The organism is Streptomyces sp. Ru73 (assembly GCF_002920575.1).
Classification (GTDB): domain Bacteria; phylum Actinomycetota; class Actinomycetes; order Streptomycetales; family Streptomycetaceae; genus Streptomyces.
This window is the reverse complement of the sequence record NZ_PQSQ01000061.1, coordinates 30,211-49,464: the sequence shown is the minus strand read 5'-3', so window position 1 is coordinate 49,464 and position 19,254 is coordinate 30,211. Positions and strand designations below refer to the sequence as shown.

Here is a 19,254-nt window from a genome sequence, read left to right as displayed (position 1 = left end):
CGGGCTTCGACTGCGATTGTCATGGAAAATCCGGTCCGCCTGCGCATCATCCCCCTGGTGCAACAGGCGGCGGGGGACTGACCGAGGAGATCCCCGGATGAGCTTCTGGGAATACGTCGCAGGCCGGCACACCCAGCTGCTGATCGATACGTATCAGCACGCCAGTGCCGTGTTCCAGTGCATGGTCCTCGCCACCCTCATCGGGGTGCTCGTCGGCGTCCTGACCTACCGGAGCGAATGGGTCGGCAACCTCGCCACCACCGCGACGGCCACGATCCTGACCGTCCCCTCGCTGGCCATGATCGGCCTGCTCATCCCCATCGTCGGCCTGGGCGTCGCGCCCACGGTCGTCGCGCTCACCCTGTACGGACTGCTGCCGATCGTCCGCAACGCCGTCGTCGGCCTGCGCGGGGTCGACCCCACGCTGGTCGACGCGGCGAAGGGCATCGGGATGTCCCGGGCCGCCCGGCTGTTCAAGGTCGAACTGCCGCTCGCGTGGCCGCCCATCCTCACCGGCATCCGGGTCGCCACCCAGATGCTGATGGGCATCGCCGCGATCGCCGCGTTCGCCTCGGGCCCCGGCCTCGGCAACGAGATCTTCCGCGGCATCGCCTCCCTGGGCAGCGCCAACGCGCTGAACCAGGTCCTCGCGGGGACCCTCGGCATCGTGATCCTCGCGCTCCTCTTCGACGCCGCGTACGTCCTCATCGGACGCCTGACCATCCCCAGGGGGATCCGTGCCTGAGCAGACCACGACGGGCGCCGCCATCCAGCTGGAAAACCTCACCAAGCGCTACCCGGGCGGTGCGGTCCCGGCGGTGGACAACGTCACCATGGACATCAAGGCCGGCGAGATCGTGATCCTCGTCGGGCCCTCCGGGTGCGGCAAGTCCACCACGCTGAAGATGATCAACCGGCTGATCGAGCCCACCGCGGGCCGCATCCGGATCGGCGACGAGGACGTCACCGACATGGACCCGGTCCGGCTGCGCCGCAAGGTCGGGTACGCGATCCAGTCCTCCGGGCTCTTCCCGCACATGACGGTGGCGCAGAACATCGCGCTGGTCCCGAAGATGGTCGGCTGGTCCCGGTCGAAGATCAAGAGCCGGGTCGAGGAGATGCTCGACCTGGTCGGCCTGGACCCGCGCGAGTTCCACGGCCGCTACCCCCGCCAGCTCTCCGGCGGCCAGCAGCAGCGCGTCGGCGTGGCCCGCGCGCTCGCCGCCGACCCGCCCGTCCTCCTGATGGACGAGCCGTTCGGCGCGGTCGACCCGATCACCCGCGACCACCTCCAGGACGAGCTGATCCGGCTCCAGCACGAGCTGCACAAGACCATCGTCTTCGTCACCCACGACTTCGACGAGGCCATCAAGCTCGGCGACCGGATCGCCGTCCTCCGCGAGCGCTCGCACATCGCCCAGTTCGACACCCCCGAGGCCATCCTCACCAACCCCACCGACGACTTCGTCTCCGGCTTCGTCGGCGCGGGCGCGGCCCTGAAGCGGCTGAACCTCACCCGCGTACGCGACGTGGAGGTCGTCGACTTCCCCACCGCGACCATCGAGGACCCGCTGCAGTCGATCTTCGACAAGCTGCGCGACGGCGCCAGCAACGAACTGCTGCTGCTGGACCGGCACAACCGGCCGTACAAGTGGCTGCGCCGCGGCGACCTGACGCTCGCCAAGGGCTCGCTCGCCCGGGCCGGGACGCTGGTGCACGACACGGTGACCCGGGACGCCACGCTGCGGGACGCGCTGGAGGCCGTCCTCACCGACAACGCGGGCCGGGTCGCGGTCACCGGGCGGCGCGGCGAGTACACCGGCGTCGTCGACATGGAGACGCTGATGAACAACGTGCACGAGCTGCTGGAGGCGGACCGGATGGACGCCATCGAGCACCGGCACGAGCTGGAGGAGCAGCGCGCCCTGCAGACACAGCGGGAGCAGGAGGGCACCGACTCCGCCCACGGGGCCTCCGCATGAGCCCCCGGGAGGAGCGGAACCGGCCGGACGACCGGCCGCCGGGCGAGCACGAGGTCATGGGCGTGGCCTTCCGGGACGAGGTGCGGGCCGGCGAGCGCGAGGACGAGCCGCCCGCCGCACCGGCCCGGCAGCGCCGCCGGATCACCTGGCAGAAGGCGACCTTCCTGCCGTTCGTCCTGCTCGCCGCGCTGCTCGCCACCTGGCTGTGGTTCCGCGGCGCGCACCTGGACTCCATCGCCCACCAGGCGGTCGACGACGGCAAGGTGTGGCTGGCGCTGCGCCAGCACCTCTGGCTGACCGCGGTCTCCACCTTCTTCGTACTGATCATCGCGATCCCGCTGGGCATCGCGCTGACCCGGGCGAAGCTGCGCAGGGCCACCCCGGCGGCGATGGCGGTCGCCAACCTCGGCCAGGCCATCCCGGCCCTGGGCCTGCTGGTGCTGCTGGTCATCTGGCTCGGCGTCGGTCCCCGCGCGGCGATCATCGGCATGATCATCTACGCGGTGCTGCCCGTGCTGGCCAACACCATCGCCGGGCTCCAGGCCATCGACCCCACCCTCACCGAGGCGGCCCGCGGCGTCGGCATGTCGCCGCTGGGCGTGCTCACCAAGGTCGAGCTGCCGCTGGCGGTACCGCTGATCCTGGCCGGCGTGCGCAATGCGCTGGTCCTGAACGTCGGCACCGCCACCCTCGCCACGTTCGGCGGCGGCGGGGGCCTGGGCGACCTGATCTCGGCCGGCATCGTCACCCAGCGCATGCCGGTGCTGGTCCTGGGGTCCGTACTGACCATCGCGCTCGCTCTGCTGGTCGACTGGCTGGCCTCGCTGGCCGAACTGCTGATGCGGCCGCGCGGCCTGGAGGGGACGTCGTGATGGGGAACCGGCGTACGTACCGGACGGCCGCACTGGCGGCGGCCGGAACGCTGCTCGCGGCGCTCGCGCTCGGCGGCTGCGGCCTGGTCAGTGGCAGCCCGATGACGGACGACGTGCAGCCCGGCAGGTCGGCCGGCTACCAGGGCCGGCCGCTGAAGGGCGCGGAGCTCACGGTGACCTCCAAGGAGTTCACCGAGCAGATCATCCTCGGCCAGATCATGGGGCTGGCCCTGAAGGCGGCCGGCGCCACGGTCGTGGACAAGACCAACATCCAGGGCTCGATCGGCGCCCGCGAGGCGGTGACCTCCGGCACGGCCGACGGCAGTTACGAGTACACCGGCACGAGCTGGATCACCTACCTCGGCCACACCGAGCCCATCCCCGACGAGCGGAAGCAGTGGGAGGCGGTGCGGGCGGCGGACGAGAAGAAGGACCTGGTCTGGCTCCCGTACTCGGAGCTGAACAACACCTACGCGCTGGCGCTGCTGCCGTCCGACCAGAAGAAGTACGGCGTCAGCAAGCTCTCGGACCTGGCGCGGATGCTCGAGGAGCACCCGGACTCGGTCACGCTGTGCGTGGAGAACGAGTTCGCCACCCGCAACGACGGCCTGCCCGGCATGGTCAAGAAGTACGGCCTGAAGATCCCGTCCGGGAACATCAAGCGGATGTCGGCCGGCGTCATCTACACCCAGGTCAAGAAGGGCGGCACCTGCACCTTCGGCGAGGTCTACACGACCGACGGGCGCATCCGGGCGATGGGCCTGAAGACGCTCGCGGACGACAAACACTTCTTCCCGAACTACAACGCGGCGCCGCAGATGTACGCGCCGACGATGAAGAAGTACCCGGCCATCGCCGACGTGCTCGCGCCGATCACCAAGGCGCTGAACAACAAGACGGCGCAGCGGCTGAACGGCAAGGTCGACGTGGCCGGCGAGGACCCGCACCAGGTCGCCAAGGACTGGCTGGTGCAGGAGGGGTTCATCAAGGCGAAGGACTGAGCGCCGGTCCGGCCGGGGCGGCTGCCGGCGGCCGGACCCGCGCGGGGCGGCCGGGCCGCCCGGCTCTCAGCAGCTGGGCACCTTGCCGCCGGAGTTCAGCGCCTTGAGCGAGTCGACCGCGCCGTTCAGCGTGGTGACGGGGATCAGCCGCATGTCCTTCGGCAGGTTGGCGCGGGCGTCGGAGCACTCGTCGCGCGGCACGAGGAAGTACTTCGCGCCGTCGCGGTGCGCGGCCTGCGTCTTGAGCGCCACGCCGCCGACCGGCCCGACCTTGCCGCCGGTGGTGATGGTGCCGGTGCCCGCGACGGAGCGGCCGCCGGTCAGGTCGTGGCCCGCGCCGTCCCCGTCGATGGTGTCGATGATGCCGAGCGTGAACATCAGTCCGGCGCTCGGCCCGCCCACGTCCGCCAGCTTCAGGTCCACCCGCACGTCCTTCGGGGAGCGGTGCAGGTAGCGCAGCGCGGCGCCGACCGCGGCCTCCTGGGACTGCTTCATCTCGGCCGCGTTGTGCTTGGCCACCTCTTCGGCGTTGTCCCCCACCGGGTACACCGCGTCGCGCGGCATCACGGCCTCGTCCCGCCGGAACCAGGCCCGCAGCACCTCCGGCAGGTGCGCCGAGACCTGCGGCCCCGTGGCGACGATGGCGGTCATCCGCAGCTCGCCGCTGGTCTTCCTGGCCTTGGCGCCGTGCACGGTGATGACCGGCTCGCCCTTGTGCTCGCCGAGGACGTTCGCGGCCGGGCCCGGATAGGCGATCGAGAACGGCAGCGGCACGAAGGCAGCGACGGCGAGGAGCGCGATGACGAGGGCGGAGCAGACCGCCAGGGTGCGGGCGCGAGAAGACACCCCGCCACCCTAGATGACCTCCGTACCGAAGATCCCACCGCGGCACGGTTCGCGGCGGTCAGGCACGGGCTGCGGAAGGTCCGCGGTACGCCGGGGCGGCCTACCGCAGCGCCTCCGCCACCTCCTTGGCCGCCGCGACCACGCGGGCGCCGACCCGCTCCGGCACGGTGTCGGCGAGCAGCACCACGCCGACGCTGCCCTCGATGCCGCTCACTCCAAGGAGTGGTGCCGCGGCCCCGCTCGCCCCGGCCTCCAGCTCGCCGTGGGTCAGCGCCAGCCCGTCGCTCTCCGTACGGCCCTGCCGGGCCAGCAGGATGGCGCGGCCCGCGGCCCCGCGGTCCAGCGGGTGCCGGAACCCCGCCCGGTACGCGACGTGGTAGTCCGTCCAGGTCGGCTCCACGACGGCGACGGCCAGCGCTTCCGTGCCGTCGACGAGCGTGAGGTGGGCGGTCGCGCCGAGGTCCTCGGCCAGCGAGCGCAGCGCGGGCAGCGCGGCTTCCCGGACGAGGGGGTGCACCTGACGGCCGAGGCGCAGCACGCCCAGGCCCACCCTGGCCCGGCCGCCGATGTCGCGGCGGACGAGGGCGTGCTGCTCCAGGGTGGCCAGCAGGCGGTAGACGACCGTCCGGTTGACGCCGAGCTTGTGCGAGAGCTCGGTGACGGTGAGGCCGTGGTCGGTGTCGGCGAGCAACTTGAGGACGCGCAGTCCTCGGTCGAGCGTCTGAGAGGTCTCCGCGGTCACGACGCCCCCTCCTCGGGTGAGTGGCGGCTCTTCGGGGAGGTAGCGCTGCCGGTCCCACGGCAGCGCTGACGAGGCCGCCGGTCTGTGGCACCGGCTGCGCTCCGCGGCGGCGCTGCCACGGGGCGTGTTCGTGACGGGGACAGTAGCGATACAGTCCGGTCAGCGGAAGAGTCCGTCCAGAATCCGGTCTCGGCTGACCGCTCTATCCGTATTGATCCTGCGCTGACGGCACTCGATGCCACCCCTCCGTCCCGAAATGCGGAAAGGGCGCCCCGCTCGCGGGACGCCCTTCACCACGCCCGCGCAGGGGCGCCCTTCACCACGCCTCGCGCGCCGGCGCCCGGCTCAGCGCATCCGCGTGGCCCACTCCTGGACCTTCTTGATCCGCTCGCGGATCTGCCCGGCCGTGGCCTCCGCGCTCGGCGGCCCGCCGCACACCCGGCGCAGCTCGTTGTGGATCACGCCGTGCGGCTTGCCGCTCTGGTGGACGTACGCGCTGACCAGCGTGTTCAGCTGCTTCCGCAGCTCCAGCAGCTCCTTGTGCGTGACCACGGGACGCCGCTCGGCGGGCAGCTCCAGCAGGTCGGCCTCCTCGGCCGGCTTCTTCTTGCTGTGCGCGATCTGCCGGGCCTGCCGCTTCTGCAGCAGCATCTGCACCTGGTCCGGCTCCAGCAGGCCGGGGATGCCGAGGTAGTCCTGCTCCTCCTCGCTGCCCGCGTGCGCCTGCATGCCGAACTCGGCGCTGTTGTAGAGCACCCGGTCGAAGACCGCGTCGGACTCCAGCGCCTCGAAGGAGAACTGCTCCTGCTCGCCGGTGTCCTCGTCCTGCTGCTTGTTCGCCTCGTCCATCTCCTTCTCGGACTCGGCGTACGGGTCGTCCTCGCTGTCCTTCTTCGGCTTGTCGAGCACGTGGTCGCGCTCGACCTCCATCTCGTTGGCGAAGCCGAGCAGCATGGGCACGGTCGGCAGGAAGACCGAGGCCGTCTCGCCACGCCGCCTGGACCGCACGAAACGGCCCACGGCCTGCGCGAAGAACAGCGGCGTCGAGATCGTCGTGGCGTACACGCCGACCGCCAGCCGCGGCACGTCGACGCCCTCCGACACCATCCGGACCGCGACCATCCAGCGGTCGTCGGACTGCGAGAAGTCGTCGATGCGCTGCGAGGCGCCGCTGTCGTCCGAGAGGACCAGCGTCGCCTTGTGCCCCGTTATCTCGCGGATCAGCTTCGCGTACGCGCGCGCCTGCTCCTGGTCGGAGGCGATCACCAGCGCGCCCGCGTCCGGGATGGACTTCCTGACCTCCGTCAGCCGCTGGTCGGCGGCGCGCAGCACGTTCGGCATCCACTCGCCGCGCGGGTCCAGCGCGGTACGCCACGCCTGCGAGACCGCGTCCTTGGTCATCGGCTCGCCCAGCCGCGCCGCGATCTCGTCGCCGGCCTTGGTCCGCCAGCGCATGTTGCCGCTGTAGGACATGAAGATCACCGGCCGGACGACGCCGTCGGCCAGCGCGTTCCCGTAGCCGTAGGTGTAGTCGGCGGCGCTCCGCCGGATGCCGTCGTTGCCCTCCTCGTACGTGACGAAGGGGATCGGGTTGGTGTCCGAGCGGAAGGGCGTACCGGTCAGCGCGAGCCGCCGGGTGGCCGGCTCGAACGCCTCCAGGCACGCCTCGCCCCACGACTTGGAGTCACCGGCGTGGTGGATCTCGTCCAGGATCACCAGCGTCTTGCGCTGCTCGACGCGGTTGCGGTGCAGCATCGGCCGGACGCCCACGCCCGCGTACGTCACCGCGACACCGTGGTACTCCTTGCCCAGCGGCCCGGCGCTGTAGTCCGGGTCCAGCTTGATGCCCAGCCGGGCCGCCGCCTCCGACCACTGCTTCTTCAGGTGCTCGGTCGGCGCCACCACGGTCACCTGCTGCACGACGTGGTGGTGCAGCAGCCACGAGGCGAGGGTGAGCGCGAAGGTGGTCTTGCCCGCGCCCGGGGTCGCGACCGCGAGGAAGTCCCGCGGCTGGGTCTCGATGTACTTGTCCATCGCACCCTGCTGCCAGGCGCGCAGCTTGTTCGCGGTACCCCAGGGGGCCCGTCCCGGGAAGGCCGGGGACAGGTGCTGGTTGTTCATGGCGCTGGTGGTAGTACTCACGGTCTCCGTCGGCTGGCTCGGCGATCGGCAACCGCGTCAGGGTACCCGTGTCGCCTCGCCGGCCGCGGAATTCCGGCCGGGCGGCGGGACGGGTGCGACTCAGCTCACACCGCCGGCTCCGCGACCGGCCCGGTGCCCGGCGCGGGCCGCAGCCGGGTGGCCACGTACGCGCCCACCAGCGCGACCAGGGACATCGCCGCGAAGACGACGGCGAAGGCGGCCGGGTGCGCGGCGACGGAAGCGCCGGGGTGCGCGCCGGCACCGGCCGTGGCGACCGCGCCGCCGCCGAAGGCGACGAAGAGGATGCCGCTCAGCCCGACGAAGACGATGTTGCCCAGCGCGTCGGAGACCTGCAGGGAGGCGGAGTTCCGCCCCGCGTCGGCCGGCGGGGAGAGCTCCAGCAGCAGCACGCTGCCGCTGGAGATGGTCAGCCCCATGCCGTACCCGGCCACGATCCAGGCGAGCGCCACCACGGCCGCCGGTACCGCCTCGATCAGCGCCAGCGGCACGAGCGCGACGGCCAGGGCCATCAGGAGCATGCCGACGCACATCAGCCGCTCGCGGTACGGGTCCATCCGCGGCCGGCTCTGGGTGTACGAGCCGAGCGCCCAGGTCAGCCCGCCGCCGGTGAGCGAGAGCCCGGCCAGCGTCGGGCTCAGCCCGCGCTGCGTTACCAGCATCAGCGGCACGAAGCTCTCGGCGGCGAGCAGCGCGCCGGCCGCGAGCCCACGGATCAGCACGACGGACGGCAGCCCGCGTGCGGCCCGGAACGTGCCCCTGGGCAGCAGCCGCAGCACGGACGGCACGAGCAGCGCCAGCCCGGCCGCAGCGGGCAGCAGCGCGAGCGGGCGCAGGTCCTGCCCGGCGTACTGCAGCAGCCCGGCACCGGCGGCCACGGCGAGCGCGAGGAGGATGCGACGGCGGTCCAGCGGCGCCGCTGCCTCCTCGGTACGCGGCAGCTTGCGCAGCGCCGGCAGCATGACGGCCAGCGGCAGCAGCACCAGCACGGGGATCGACAGGAAGACCCAGCGCCACCCCAGGTGCTCGGTGACCGTCCCCGACACCACCGGCCCGACGATCACCGGCAGCACCCAGGCGGCCGAGAACGACGCGAGCACGGCGGGCCGCAGCCGCTCGGGGTAGGCGCGGCCGACGACCACGTACAGCGCGACGATCACCAGCCCGCCGCCCAGCCCCTGCACGGCGCGCCCCGCCACGAACGTCCACATCGACGGCGCCGCACCCGCCACGACGAGGCCGCCGCCGAACACGAAGATCCCGCTGAACAGCGGCACGAGCGGCCCGTTCCGGTCGCACCACGCCCCCGACAGCGCCATCGCGAACAGACTCGCCGTGAAGTACGCGGAGAAGGCGAACGCGTACAGCTCGATCCCGTCCAGCGCCCGCGCGGCCACCGGCATCGCGGTGTTCACCGCGCTCGCCTCGAACGCGATGAGCGAGACGACGGAGATGATGCCGAGGGTCAGGGCACGGTAGGTGCGGCCGAGCACACCGCCTTCGGGGGGCGCGGCACCCGGTACCGGCACGGACTCGGGTACGGCTCCCTGGACTTCAGTGGCGGCGGCATCACTGTCGCGCGGTTCGGCGGTGGTCATTCCGCCACAGTAAGGGCCTCGGGCGGGTCATGCCCCTGTCGTTCGCCCGAATTCCGGTCCGTCGCTGGACCTACGACGCGCGGCGCACGGGACCGTCCGCCCGATCCGGGCACACTGCCTGCATGCCTCATTACCGCTCGTACGACGGCACCGAGCTGCCCTACCGCGTGCTCGGCCCCGAGGAGCCCGAGACCGGGCTCCCGCCGCTGGTCTGCCTGGCCGGCGGCCCGGCGCGGGACGCCGACTACCTCGGCGGCCTGGGCGGGCTCGACGCCGCCCGGCAGCTGATCGTCCCGGACAGCCGCGGCACCGGGTCGGCACCGGCCGCCGAGGACCCGGCCGCCTACGCCTTCCCCCGGCTCGCCGAGGACCTGGAGGCGCTCCGCGCCCACCTCGGCCTGGAACGCTTCGCCCTCCTCGCGCACAGCGCCGCCGCGGCCACCGCGCAGGCGTACGCGGCGGGCCACCCGGACCGGCTGAGCCGCCTGGTCCTGGTCTGCCCCGGCTCCCGCCTCCAGGGCGAACTCCCCGACGACGCACGGCAGATCTTCGAGTCCCGCGCCCACGAGGAGTGGTGGCCCGACGCCTCCGTCGCCGTCCAGCGGCTCTCGGAGACCGGCGACATGGACGAGGTACGCGACCTCCTGCTGCGCGCCGCGCCCCTGGCCTACGGCAGCTGGGACGAGCCCCAGCGCGCCCACGCGGCCACCGAGGGCGGCCAGCTCAACCCCGTCCCCCGCGCCGGCTTCTGGCAGTCGGTCGACGACCGCACCCGCGAGGCCCTGCTGACGGCCCTCCGCGACGTCACCTGCCCGGTCCTGGTCATCACCGGCGACCGCGACGCCCTCTCCGGCATGCGCGCCGGCGAACTGGTCGCCGCGTCCTTCCCCGACGCCCGCCTCCGCCCCCTCCACCTGGCCGGCCACTACCCCTGGATCGACGACCCGGACCGCTTCCGCACCCTCGTGGAAACCTTCCTCCACACCGGCGAGGCCCCCCTCCCCTAGCCCGTTCATGAACGCCGTGTTGCCCCCGATGACAACCCCATGGCACCGGCCCCGTCCCCCTGGCCCTCCGCCCCCGCCCCGCCCTACTGTCGAACCCACGCACCACCCCCCGGCCGTGTGCCCGAGTGGTTCAGGGACTCGCCTGCAAAGCGAGTTACGCGGGTTCGATTCCCGCCACGGCCTCTTTTTCTTCTCCCCCGGGCGGCGCCCGGGGCGTCCCTTTTCTCGGGCGTCCCGCATGAAGCGCGGCCTCGTGCGGTACCCAGCGGCTGGATGGTTCTTTGCCGGTGGGAAGGAGTCTGTGATGGGTGAGACCTATGGGCCCGGCGGGTCCAGTGCGGATGCCGTGGACGGGGTCGACAAGGATCAGCTGGAGAAGGCCGACAAGGACCGGCGGGAGGCCGAGGTGGCCGAGGAGGCTGCGGGGGACGTGACGTTCCCGCCCCGGGCCGGGGAGGCGGCCCGGGGCGGCGAGGAGCGCGGCGGAAGCGAGTAGCCCGGCCCTCAGGTCAGCGGGGTGAGGGCCGCGGCCTGGGGGCGGATGGGGAGGCGGCCTATGGGGCGGCCGGTGGCGGCGCGGACCGCGGAGGCCACCGCCGCCGGGGCCGCGACGACCGGCGCCGCGGAGACCGGCTTGGCACCGAAGGGGGCCACCACGTCGCGCTCCTCGATGAGCTTGACGATGCGGATGTCCGGGGCGTCGAGCGCGGTCGGCAGCGGGTAGCCGGTCAGGTCCGGATGGCGCACCAGGCCCCGCGTCGTACGCAGGTTCTCCATGAGCGCCGCGCCCAGGCCCTGCGTGACGCCCGCCTCGATGCGGGCGCGCAGCTGGGCGGGGTTCAGTACCCGGCCGACGTCCTGCGCGACGGACAGCTCGACGACGCGGATCGTGCCCAGCTCGATGTCGACGTCGGCCACGCAGCGGATCGCGCAGAAGGCGAGGCCCACGAAGGCGTCGCCCTGGCCGGTGTCGTCCAGCGGCTCGGTGGGGTGCGGGCGGCACTGGGCCGTGGCCCACAGTTCCTTGCCGTCCAGCGCCTCCGCGACCGTGGTGCTGAGGACGCCGTCGTAGGACGTGATCTTGCCGTCGGCGATCTGGAGGAGTTCGGTGGACATGCCGAACTTGTGGGCGAGCGGCTGCAGGAGCTGCGTACGGACCATCTTGGCCGCGCGCTCGACGGCTCCGCCCGAGACCCAGGTGTGCCGGCTGTGGCAGGCGGCGCCGGCCGGCGGCTGGTCGGTGTCGACCGCCGCGACGTGCACCTCTTCGACGCCGAGCGTCTCCTGGACGATCTGGCGCGCGAGGGTGGAGAAGCCGGAGCCGGTCTCGACGGCGGCACAAATGACCGTCGCCACCGAGCCGTTGACCTTGACCGTGGCCGTGGAGACCTCGTCCGCGCCCTCGGCGCCGAGCATGTGGACCATGCCGATGCCGTACCCGACACCGCGGCGCACGGCGGACGGGTCGCCCGCGCCCTCCGGGCCGCCCGGCAGCAGCCACTCCTCCTGCGGCGCGTCCTTCGGCAGGTCGGGCAACGGCGCGTCCTTGACGGCCTGGAGGAGTTCGGCGACCGGCGCCGGGCAGGTCACGGTCTGGGAGGTCGGCAGGATGTCGCCGGTGGCCATGGCGTTGCGCAGCCGCAGCTCCGCCGGGTCCAGCCCCAGCTTCGCCGCCAGCTTGTCCATCTGGCCCTCGTACGCGGCGCACACCTGCATCGCGCCCTCGCCGCGCAGGTGCCCGGCGGGCGGGTTGTTCGTCCGTACCGCCCAGCCCTCCACGAAGGCGTGCGGCACGACGTACGGCCCGCAGGCGAAGGACACCGCGGCAGCCAGTGCGTCGGCCGAGGTGTCGGCGTACGCGCCCGCGTCCATCAGGATCTGCGCCTCGACCTTCACCAGCTTGCCGTCGGAGTCGGCGTGATGGCGGTAGCGGAGGATCGTCGGATGCCGGTGGGCGTGCGAGAGGAAGGACTCCTCGCGGGTCGCGGCCAGCTTCACCGGGCAGCCGGTGCGCAGCGCCAACAGGCCCAGCGGAAGCTGGATACCGGGGTCCTCGCGGTCGGCCGTCGCCCCCGGCACGCCGGTCACCACGACCTTGACCTTGTCCTGCGGCAGCCCGAAGCAGGCGGCGGCGAGGTCGCGGTCGGTGTGCGGGTCGGTGGCGGCCGTGTAGATCTCCACGCCGCCGTCCGGGCGCGGCACGGCGAGCCCCGCCTCGGCACCGATGGGCGCCGGGTCCTGGCGGCCGATCCGGTACAGCCCCTCCACGACGACCTCGCCGGTCGCCTCGGGGTCCCCGAAGCGCAGCGGGATGTGCCGCACGAGGTTGCCGTCCGGGTGCAACGGCTCGGCCTCGAAGGCCAGTTGCGGGTCGGTGACCGGCTCCAGCACCTCGTACTCGACGGCGATCGCGGCGGCCGCGAGCCGGGCGGTGTCCGGGTGGTCGGCGGCGATGGCCGCGATCGGCTCGCCGTGGTGGCGCACCTCGTCCTTGGCGAAGACCGGCCGGTCGGGCGTGCCGCGCCCGTGCCCGGCGTCCCCCGGCACGTCCTCGTGCGTGACGACGGCCCGTACGCCCGGCATCTCGGCGGCCTGCTTGGTGTCGATCGACAGGATGCGGGCGCGGGGGTGCGGGGAGCGCAGGATCGCGGCCCAGAGCAGGCCCTCGGCCCACAGGTCGGCCGCGTACGGGAAGGTGCCCTGGGTCTTGGCGGGGGCGTCGGCGGACGGCAGCGAGGCGCCCAGGCCGTGCGGCAGCGGCTCGGTCGCGGCGGCCGGGGCGCTGCTGGGCGCGGCGGTCACGGTGACGGAGCCGGCGCCCTCGTTCGTGCCGGTCATGCGAGGCCTCCCGATTGCGGGTCGGCCCCCGGGCCCTGGGTGTTCGGGTCGTGGGGGTGGGGGTGGCGGTGCGTTTGCGGGTCGGGATGCGGGTCGAGGCCCGGGTCCAGGTCCTCGATCAGCGCGTCCTGGCCGCCGAGGGCGTCCCGGCCGTAGGAGTCGTGGCCGGCGAGCGCGTCACGCCCGTACGAGGTGTCATGGCCGGCGAGCGCGTCACGCCCGTACGAGTCGTGCGTGGCGTACGGGTCGCCGTTGTACGCGGGCCCCGCACCGGCGTACGGGTCGGCGCCGCCGTACGGGTCGCCGGTGAAGCCGGGAGTGGCGTACTGGTCGGCGCCGGGCACGCCTTCGGGGTACGTGCCGTCCGGATACGTGCCGTCGGCGTACCCGCCCTGGGGGTAGCCGCCCTGCGCGTAGCCGCCTTCGGGGTACGTCCCGTCGGCGTACGTGCCCTCGGAGTACGCGGGGTCGGCGTAGGAGCCGTCGGGGTACGTACCGGCCGCGTCGGCGGCGTGCCCGCCCTCGGGCAGGTGCCCGCCCTCGGGGACGTGGAAGCCCTGGCCTTCCGAGGGCTGGTCGGTGTACGGCTGCCCGCCGGACGTCCCGTCGTCGCCGTACGCCTGCTCCTGGTACGTGTCCTCGGGATACGTGTCCTCGGGGCGCTGCGCCTCGGAGTGCGGTTCGGCGGCGTACTGCTCGGTGGCGTACTGCTCGCCGCCGTACTGCCCTTCGGCGTACTGCTCCCCCGTGTACGCGTTCGGGTCGGCCGGGCCCGCCTGGTGCGGGATGCGGGCGACCGGCTCCTGATGGCCCTGTGCCGGGTCCTGGTGCTGGTGCTGGTCCTGCGGCTCGGCGTGCTCCTGCTCGTGCGCCTCGGCGGCGGCCTGGGCCGCCTCCTTGCGGGCACGGGCGACCTCCTGCACGGCGTCCAGGACGCCGCGGTACCCCGAGCAGCGGCAGAGGTTGCCGCACAGGGCCTGGCGGGTCTGCAGCTCGGTGGGGGCATGGTTGCCCTCCAGCAGGTCGTGCACGGTCATGGCCATGCCCGGGATGCAGAAGCCGCACTGCACGGCGCCGGACTCGGCCAGCGCGCGCTGCACGTCGGAGGGCGTGCCGTCCTTGGCCAGGCCCTCGACCGTACGGACCTCGCTGCCCGCGGTGGTCGCGGCGGGCACCAGGCAGGACGCCACGAGGCGGCCGTCGACCTGTACGGAGCAGGCGCCGCACTCCCCCTGGGAGCAGCCGTCCTTGGCGCCCGCGAGGCCGAGCCGCTCGCGCAGCACGTAGAGCAGCGACTCGCCGATCCAGGCATCCGTGACCGGGCGGTCGACGCCGTTCACGGCCAGGACGTAGGAGGCCCGCGGGTGCTCCAGATCGGCGTGCGGGGCGGGATCCACCGGAAGGGCGGCGGCGAGCGCCTCTTCGGGGGCGGCAGGGGCCTCCTCCGGGGCGGCAGGAGCCTCTTCGGGGACCGCGGGGGCTCCCTCGGGGCCGGCAGGTCCGGCAGGCGCCGCGAGGGCGTCCTGGGGGGTCTGGGGCTCCTGGGAGGCTCGGGCCGTCTCGTCGTTGTCCGGGGCAGGGGCGTCCTGCGCTTGAGCGGAGTCCGGTGCCTGGGCGGCATCCTGCGCCTCGGGGCCGGTCTCCGGCTGCGGTTCGGCCGCTGCCTGCGGTGCGGTGTCCGTGGGCAGCGCGGTGTCCGCCTCGGGGGCGGTCGGCGCCTCGGCTTCCGGGGTCGCGTCGGGGCCGGTGCCGGTGGCGGCTTCGGTGTTGGCGTCGGTACCGGTCTCGGCGGGGGCCTCGGGCGCCGCGGTCACGGCGGTCGCGGCGGTGTCCGGCGCCTCGGGGGTCGCTTCGGACGCCTCGGGCGCAGCGGCCTGCGTCACCTCGGGGCCGGCAGCCTCGGCAGCATCGGCCTCGACGGCACCCGCCTCGGCAGCAGCAGCCTCGGGAGCCGCAGCCGTCTCAGGAGCGGCGGGCTCGGCGGCAGCGGGTGCCGCGGGTGCCTCGGGTGCCTCGGCAGCAGGCGCCTCGGGAGTCCCGGCGGCGGCCGCCTCCTCGGGCGCGACGGGAGCCGCCCCTTCGGGGCCGGCGACAACGGCACCCGTGGAGGCGTCCGCAGACGCATCCGAAGGAGCCTCCGCCCGGGCCTCCTCGGGCTCCGCGGCGGCGTGCTCCGGGGCGGCATTCTCCGCGACAGCCTGCTCCCCCGGGCCCGGCCCGGTGCTCGCTTCCGGGTGCTCCGGTGCGCTGTCCGCCGGGTTCTCCACCCGGTTCTCCAGCGGGGGCTCCACGCGCTCGGCCCCCGCGTCCGCGCGTGCGTCCTCCGCCTTCGTGTGCTCGTCCGCCGCGCGCGTGGCCCGCGGCTCGGCGGGCACGGCGGCCCGCTGCTCCGCCTGCGCCGACTCGGCCAGCGGCTTCGGCGTGGTCCGGCCGGAGACCAGGGCGTCGGCGAGGGCGATGCCGTCCGCGATGCCGCCGCCACCGGGGGTGCTGAACAGGTCCTGGTACGAGGGCGGTTGGGTGGCGCGGCCGGGGCTCGGCCACTGCTCGCCCGCCACGGGGGGCACGCCGTGCGGCGCCGGGGCGTGGCCCGCGGCCCCGGGGTGCGGCGCCGGCAGGTCTCCGGAGGACTGCCACTGCACGGCGGCACCGGGTGCTCCGGGGGCGTCGCTGGTCCCGTATCCGCCGTACTGCAGCGCGTTCTGGGCCGCGGGGTGCGGCCCCACGTGGTACGGGCCGACGTGCTGCGGTGCGGCCTGCTGCGGCAGCCCGGGCTCGCCCGCGCGCGCGGTGCCGGCGCCGTCCTGGCCCTCGCCGCCGGGCGCCGCGCCCGGACCGGCGGATGCGTCCGCGCCGGCCGCCGCGTCCGTGTGCACCGGGTCCGTGTGCCCCGCGTCCGGTGCGCCCTGGGCCGGGTCCGCCGGGGCGTCGGGGGCCGTGCCGAGGCCCGCCGAGAAGTTCCAGTGCCCGGTGGCCTCGGGAGCGGTGCCGTGGATCGGGTAACCGCTGTGCGGGCGGCGCTCGTCCTCGACCAGGTACTCGCCGGACTCCTCCAGCACCTCGTCACCGGCGGTGGGCACGGCCCACTGGCCGGCGCCCGCGCCGAACGTGCCGTCGGCGCCGTAGCCCGCACCGCCGTCGAAGCCGCCGTCCGCGCCCGGCTGCCCGTTCGCGCCCGGCTGTCCGTGCGCATCGGCCGCGCCCGCGACCGGCCACTCCACCGTGTCCGGCCCGTCCGCGTCCCGGCCGCCGTCGCCGGCTCCGGAGGCACCGCCCTGCTCTCCGCCCTCGGGCACGCCGCTCTCGGGCACGCCTCCCTGGGGCACGCCGCCCTGGGCACCGACGTCGTACTGCATCGCCGGCGCGCCCGCCGTCGGGTCGACGAAGGGCATGGTCCACTGGCCGGTCGCCGCGGGGTCGGTGCCCGCGCCGCCCGCCGGGGCCGCGTACGGCGAGGCAGCCGCACCGTTGTTCGCGGCGTCGCCGGAAGCCGCGGCGCCGTCGCCCGCGCCGGGGAAGTAGTCCGGCGGGATGTACCCGTGTCCGGGGGCCGCGAGGGGGTCGGCACCGTAGGCGTACTGGGGCGCGCCGGCGGCGCCCGCCTCGCCCTCCGCGCCGTAGCCGCCGTGCGGTTCACCGGCGCCCGCGCCCTGCGCGCCCGCGGCGCCGTGCGCCCCGTAAATGGCCGCGCCGTACGCGCCGTGGGCATAGCCGCCCGCACCGTGCGCGCCCGGGCCGTACGCGTTCAGCCCGTACGCGTCCAGGTCGTCGGGCAGCTGAACGAAGGCCGTGGCCTCCTGGTCGTACTCGCCCTGCGGCAGTGGCTCCCAGCCCTGTCCGTGCTGGGGCTGCCGGGGGGTGTCCCCGTCACTCATGCGCCGGCCTCGCTTCGCTCGGCTCGCTCGGCGGCCACGCATGCGCCGTGCGCGCGCCTCTTGTCGGATCGCTGCCGGTTCCCGGCGGTTCGCTGCCCGTTGTCGGTTCGCTCGCTGCGCTCACTCACGAGAGCGCCCTCCCGAGTGCTCGGCGCGCCAGTGCTGCCACCGTACGGCGCAGGTGCAGGGCGGCGGGCGGCAGGGTTGCCGCCTCCGTACCGTCCTCCGGGGGTGCCGGATCGGGGATGCAGGCCGCCGCCACGTAGTCGCCGAAGGCGGTCAGCGCTTCGGGGGCCAGGCCGCGGTCGTTGTCCCAGTCGATGAGGGAGGCCACCCACTGCTCGGCCTCCAGCGGGCGCAGCGGCATCATCGCGACCGCCCCGACCGCGCAGCGCACGCCCCGGCGTGCTGGGTCGAGGACCAGCGCGACGGATGCGGCCGCGCGCCCCGGACCGGTCCGGCCGGTGGCCTTCAGGAAGGTCTGCGGCGCATGCAGGAGCGGCACGCGCACGAAGCCGACGATCTCGCCGGGGCGCAGCATCTCCATGCCGGCGAGCAGATGACTGACCGGGACCTCGCGGCGGGCGCCGCCGGGGCCCGCGATGATCACGGTGGCTTCGAGGGCCGCGAGGACCGGGAGGGTGTCGCCGGTCGGCGCGGCCGTGACGATGTTGCCGCCGAGCGTCCCGGCGTTGCGGATCTGCGGCGGTCCGGCGGCGCGGGCCGCGGCGGCGAGGCCGGGGATCAGGGCCGCGAAGTCGGGGCGCCCCATGCGGGCGAGGGTGAGCCCCGCACCGAGCAGCGCGTGGCCGTCCTGGTACTGCCAGCCGCGGATCTCGCTGATGCGGTTCAGGCCGACGAGCGCTGCCGGGCGCAGCAGCCCGGAGTTGACCGCGGCCATCAGATCGGTGCCGCCGGCCACGGGCACGGCGGCGGGCATGGCGGCCAGCGCCGCCACGGCCTCGTCGAGCGAGGCCGGCAGCGTCACGGAATGCGACGCCTGCGGTGCGTGCGTGGTCAACCCAGCTGCCCCTTCCCCGGTGTCCCGGCTGTGCTGTTCCGCCTCGCCGTACGGTACGTGCTCACGGCCCGGACGTGGCAACTCTGGCACATCTTCGCAGGCCCGCGACGCGAGGGTCCATGAAGGCAGGTTCCGTCACCGGCCGGTGCGAAGCTCCTGGTTCGCCCCGGCCCGTCCGGGACCTCCGAAGAAAGCGTATTGCCACCTTTCCCAAGCACTGAGCGTTACGGCACGTACCGCCCGTACCGCACGTACCGTGCGCCTGACGCCACTTGACGTCGTACGCCGTGCCGTACGGGCGTTCCGTGCTGGTGTTCGGCGTACCGGACCGGGCCACCCGTCCCGCGGCGTGGGTACACGGTGCCAGGGGCCCGCCGCTGCCGCGTCCGCCTTTCGGGGTGGCTCACACGTTTGGGGGCGGTCCGTCGATCGGACGTCCGAGCGGGCCCGGTACTGGCGCTCGCGCCCCGCACGCGTAACGGCCCGTCATCCACCGGCCATGCCCCGCACTTGACGTCGGCGCGGGACCGCCCATCGGAGGCCCCGGGTGTGAAAACGGTGAGAAATCGGGGCGTCGGCACGGGAAACGTCACATGGCGACTCCCGTGCGCGCGCCAACTCGCTACCGGGCGGCGACGGTTGTCCGGCGCCGGTTGTCCGGCCACGGTGGCGCGCGCGGCCGCCGTCCGACACGCCACCGGCGGCCCACAATCAGCCGCCCGGTACCGCGACACGGCTATCCATGAGGCGAGATGTCCGTCTCACCCAACTTTCAGCCGATCGTAAGGAATCCGCTCATGCGAAGGACACCGCTCAGGCGCGGCAGACGCGTCCGCGCCGCCCTGCTCTCCGCCGCCGCCCTCGGCCTGCTGCCCCTCGCGGCGGCCACGGCGCCGGCCGCAGCGGCACCCCCGCAGGCGGCGGCGCGCGAGGTGAACATCGTCATCCACGCGGGCGAGGGCACCGGCGGCCCGGTCATCGCCCAGGCCACCCTGCGCTGCTACCCCACCGGGGGCTCCCACCCCCGCCCGGAGGCCGCCTGCCGCGAGCTGGCCCGGGTGCACGGCGACTTCCGGCAGCTGCGGCCGCTGCGCCGCGCCTGCCCGATGATCGAGCGGCCGGTGACGGTGGCCGCGAAGAGCATCTGGGAGGGCAACGCCACGTACGTCGTGCGCGGCTACCCCAACCTGTGCACCGCGAGCGCCGACAGCGCGGGCGTCTTCGACCTCGCCCGGCGCGCCGGCGGCTGAGCCGGGACGGCCCCGGACCCGTCCGGCCGAGACGGGGCGTCCACGGACCCGTCCGGCCGAAA

General features: G+C 74.1%; 14 protein-coding genes, 1 tRNA gene and 1 pseudogene. 9 read left to right on the top strand and 7 right to left on the bottom strand.

Annotated features, from left to right (window positions below; all coding sequences use genetic code 11):
* The 5 genes and pseudogenes from C3486_RS38205 to C3486_RS23940 all read left to right on the top strand — a co-directional run.
* Nucleotides 1-81 (top strand): annotated as a pseudogene (locus C3486_RS38205) (Lrp/AsnC family transcriptional regulator); the annotation flags it as partial.
* 16 nt (nt 82-97) lie between these two features.
* Complete coding sequence (locus tag C3486_RS23955) at nt 98-745, top strand: ABC transporter permease (protein ID WP_103834823.1); 648 nt, start codon at nt 98-100, stop codon at nt 743-745.
* The gene (locus C3486_RS23950; protein ID WP_103834822.1) at nt 738-1,982 is read left to right on the top strand and encodes an ABC transporter ATP-binding protein; all 1,245 of its coding nucleotides are present in this window, start codon (nt 738-740) and stop codon (nt 1,980-1,982) included. The genes C3486_RS23955 and C3486_RS23950 overlap by 8 nt, the downstream gene beginning before the upstream one ends.
* Complete coding sequence (locus C3486_RS23945; RefSeq protein WP_103834821.1) at nt 1,979-2,854, top strand: ABC transporter permease; 876 nt, start codon at nt 1,979-1,981, stop codon at nt 2,852-2,854. Before C3486_RS23950 ends, C3486_RS23945 begins: the two co-directional genes overlap by 4 nt.
* On the top strand, nt 2,854-3,855 hold the full coding sequence (locus C3486_RS23940) for a glycine betaine ABC transporter substrate-binding protein (protein WP_103834820.1): 1,002 nt from the start codon (nt 2,854-2,856) through the stop codon (nt 3,853-3,855). Before C3486_RS23945 ends, C3486_RS23940 begins: the two co-directional genes overlap by 1 nt.
* Before the next feature lie 66 nt (nt 3,856-3,921).
* Here the strand turns inward: C3486_RS23940 and C3486_RS23935 are convergent, their stop codons facing one another.
* The 4 genes from C3486_RS23935 to C3486_RS23920 form a co-directional block, all read right to left on the bottom strand.
* Nucleotides 3,922-4,701 (bottom strand): S16 family serine protease, encoded by a 780-nt coding sequence (locus tag C3486_RS23935; RefSeq protein ID WP_103834819.1) that lies wholly within the window; start codon nt 4,699-4,701, stop codon nt 3,922-3,924.
* Between the two features lie 100 nt (nt 4,702-4,801).
* On the bottom strand, nt 4,802-5,443 hold the full coding sequence (locus C3486_RS23930; RefSeq protein WP_103834818.1) for an IclR family transcriptional regulator: 642 nt from the start codon (nt 5,441-5,443) through the stop codon (nt 4,802-4,804).
* A 345-nt stretch (nt 5,444-5,788) separates the two neighbouring features.
* Nucleotides 5,789-7,564, bottom strand: coding sequence for a DEAD/DEAH box helicase (locus tag C3486_RS23925; protein WP_103834817.1), 1,776 nt, complete (start codon nt 7,562-7,564; stop codon nt 5,789-5,791).
* Between the two features lie 125 nt (nt 7,565-7,689).
* Nucleotides 7,690-9,201 (bottom strand): MFS transporter, encoded by a 1,512-nt coding sequence (locus tag C3486_RS23920; protein WP_103834816.1) that lies wholly within the window; start codon nt 9,199-9,201, stop codon nt 7,690-7,692.
* 122 nt (nt 9,202-9,323) lie between these two features.
* Here C3486_RS23920 and C3486_RS23915 point away from each other — a divergent pair, with 122 nt between their 5' ends.
* The 3 genes from C3486_RS23915 (at nt 9,324) to C3486_RS23905 (ending at nt 10,704) form a co-directional block, all read left to right on the top strand.
* A complete protein-coding gene (locus C3486_RS23915; protein ID WP_103834815.1) occupies nt 9,324-10,208 on the top strand; it encodes an alpha/beta fold hydrolase in 885 nt (294 codons plus the stop codon).
* Between the two features lie 111 nt (nt 10,209-10,319).
* Nucleotides 10,320-10,391: transfer RNA gene (locus tag C3486_RS23910), tRNA-Cys, on the top strand.
* A gap of 121 nt (nt 10,392-10,512) precedes the next feature.
* Nucleotides 10,513-10,704 carry a hypothetical protein gene (locus tag C3486_RS23905; RefSeq protein ID WP_103834814.1) on the top strand — a complete coding sequence of 64 codons (192 nt, stop codon included), beginning with the start codon at nt 10,513-10,515 and terminating at the stop codon, nt 10,702-10,704.
* 8 nt (nt 10,705-10,712) lie between these two features.
* Here C3486_RS23905 and C3486_RS23900 read toward each other — a convergent pair whose 3' ends face one another.
* From C3486_RS23900 to C3486_RS23890, 3 genes are all read right to left on the bottom strand, one after another.
* Nucleotides 10,713-13,046, bottom strand: coding sequence for a xanthine dehydrogenase family protein molybdopterin-binding subunit (locus tag C3486_RS23900; protein WP_103834813.1), 2,334 nt, complete (start codon nt 13,044-13,046; stop codon nt 10,713-10,715).
* Nucleotides 13,043-16,921: a 2Fe-2S iron-sulfur cluster-binding protein gene (locus C3486_RS38200; RefSeq protein WP_258052966.1), complete on the bottom strand. Its 3,879-nt coding sequence runs from the start codon at nt 16,919-16,921 to the stop codon at nt 13,043-13,045. Before C3486_RS38200 ends, C3486_RS23900 begins: the two co-directional genes overlap by 4 nt.
* 124 nt (nt 16,922-17,045) lie before the next feature.
* Nucleotides 17,046-17,942, bottom strand: a complete 897-nt coding sequence (locus C3486_RS23890; RefSeq protein WP_052867103.1) for a xanthine dehydrogenase family protein subunit M — start codon at nt 17,940-17,942, stop codon at nt 17,046-17,048.
* A 797-nt stretch (nt 17,943-18,739) separates the two neighbouring features.
* On the opposite strand from C3486_RS23890, the gene C3486_RS23885 reads away from it, so the two are divergent.
* Nucleotides 18,740-19,192, top strand: a complete 453-nt coding sequence (locus C3486_RS23885; RefSeq protein WP_103834812.1) for an SSI family serine proteinase inhibitor — start codon at nt 18,740-18,742, stop codon at nt 19,190-19,192.
* The last annotated feature ends 62 nt before the right edge of the window (nt 19,193-19,254 follow it).

Bases quoted from the DNA above. Each gene is read 5' to 3' on its own strand.
- C3486_RS23955 (WP_103834823.1), top strand. From the start codon at position 98: ATGAGCTTCTGGGAATACGTCGCAGGCCGGCACACCCAGCTGCTGATC.
- C3486_RS23945 (WP_103834821.1), top strand. From the start codon at position 1,979: ATGAGCCCCCGGGAGGAGCGGAACCGGCCGGACGACCGGCCGCCGGGC.
- C3486_RS23940 (WP_103834820.1), top strand. From the start codon at position 2,854: ATGGGGAACCGGCGTACGTACCGGACGGCCGCACTGGCGGCGGCCGGA.
- C3486_RS23925 (WP_103834817.1), bottom strand. From the start codon at position 7,564: ATGAACAACCAGCACCTGTCCCCGGCCTTCCCGGGACGGGCCCCCTGG.
- C3486_RS23920 (WP_103834816.1), bottom strand. From the start codon at position 9,201: ATGACCACCGCCGAACCGCGCGACAGTGATGCCGCCGCCACTGAAGTC.
- C3486_RS23915 (WP_103834815.1), top strand. From the start codon at position 9,324: ATGCCTCATTACCGCTCGTACGACGGCACCGAGCTGCCCTACCGCGTG.
- C3486_RS23905 (WP_103834814.1), top strand. From the start codon at position 10,513: ATGGGTGAGACCTATGGGCCCGGCGGGTCCAGTGCGGATGCCGTGGAC.
- C3486_RS23900 (WP_103834813.1), bottom strand. From the start codon at position 13,046: ATGACCGGCACGAACGAGGGCGCCGGCTCCGTCACCGTGACCGCCGCG.
- C3486_RS38200 (WP_258052966.1), bottom strand. From the start codon at position 16,921: ATGAGTGACGGGGACACCCCCCGGCAGCCCCAGCACGGACAGGGCTGG.
- C3486_RS23885 (WP_103834812.1), top strand. From the start codon at position 18,740: ATGCGAAGGACACCGCTCAGGCGCGGCAGACGCGTCCGCGCCGCCCTG.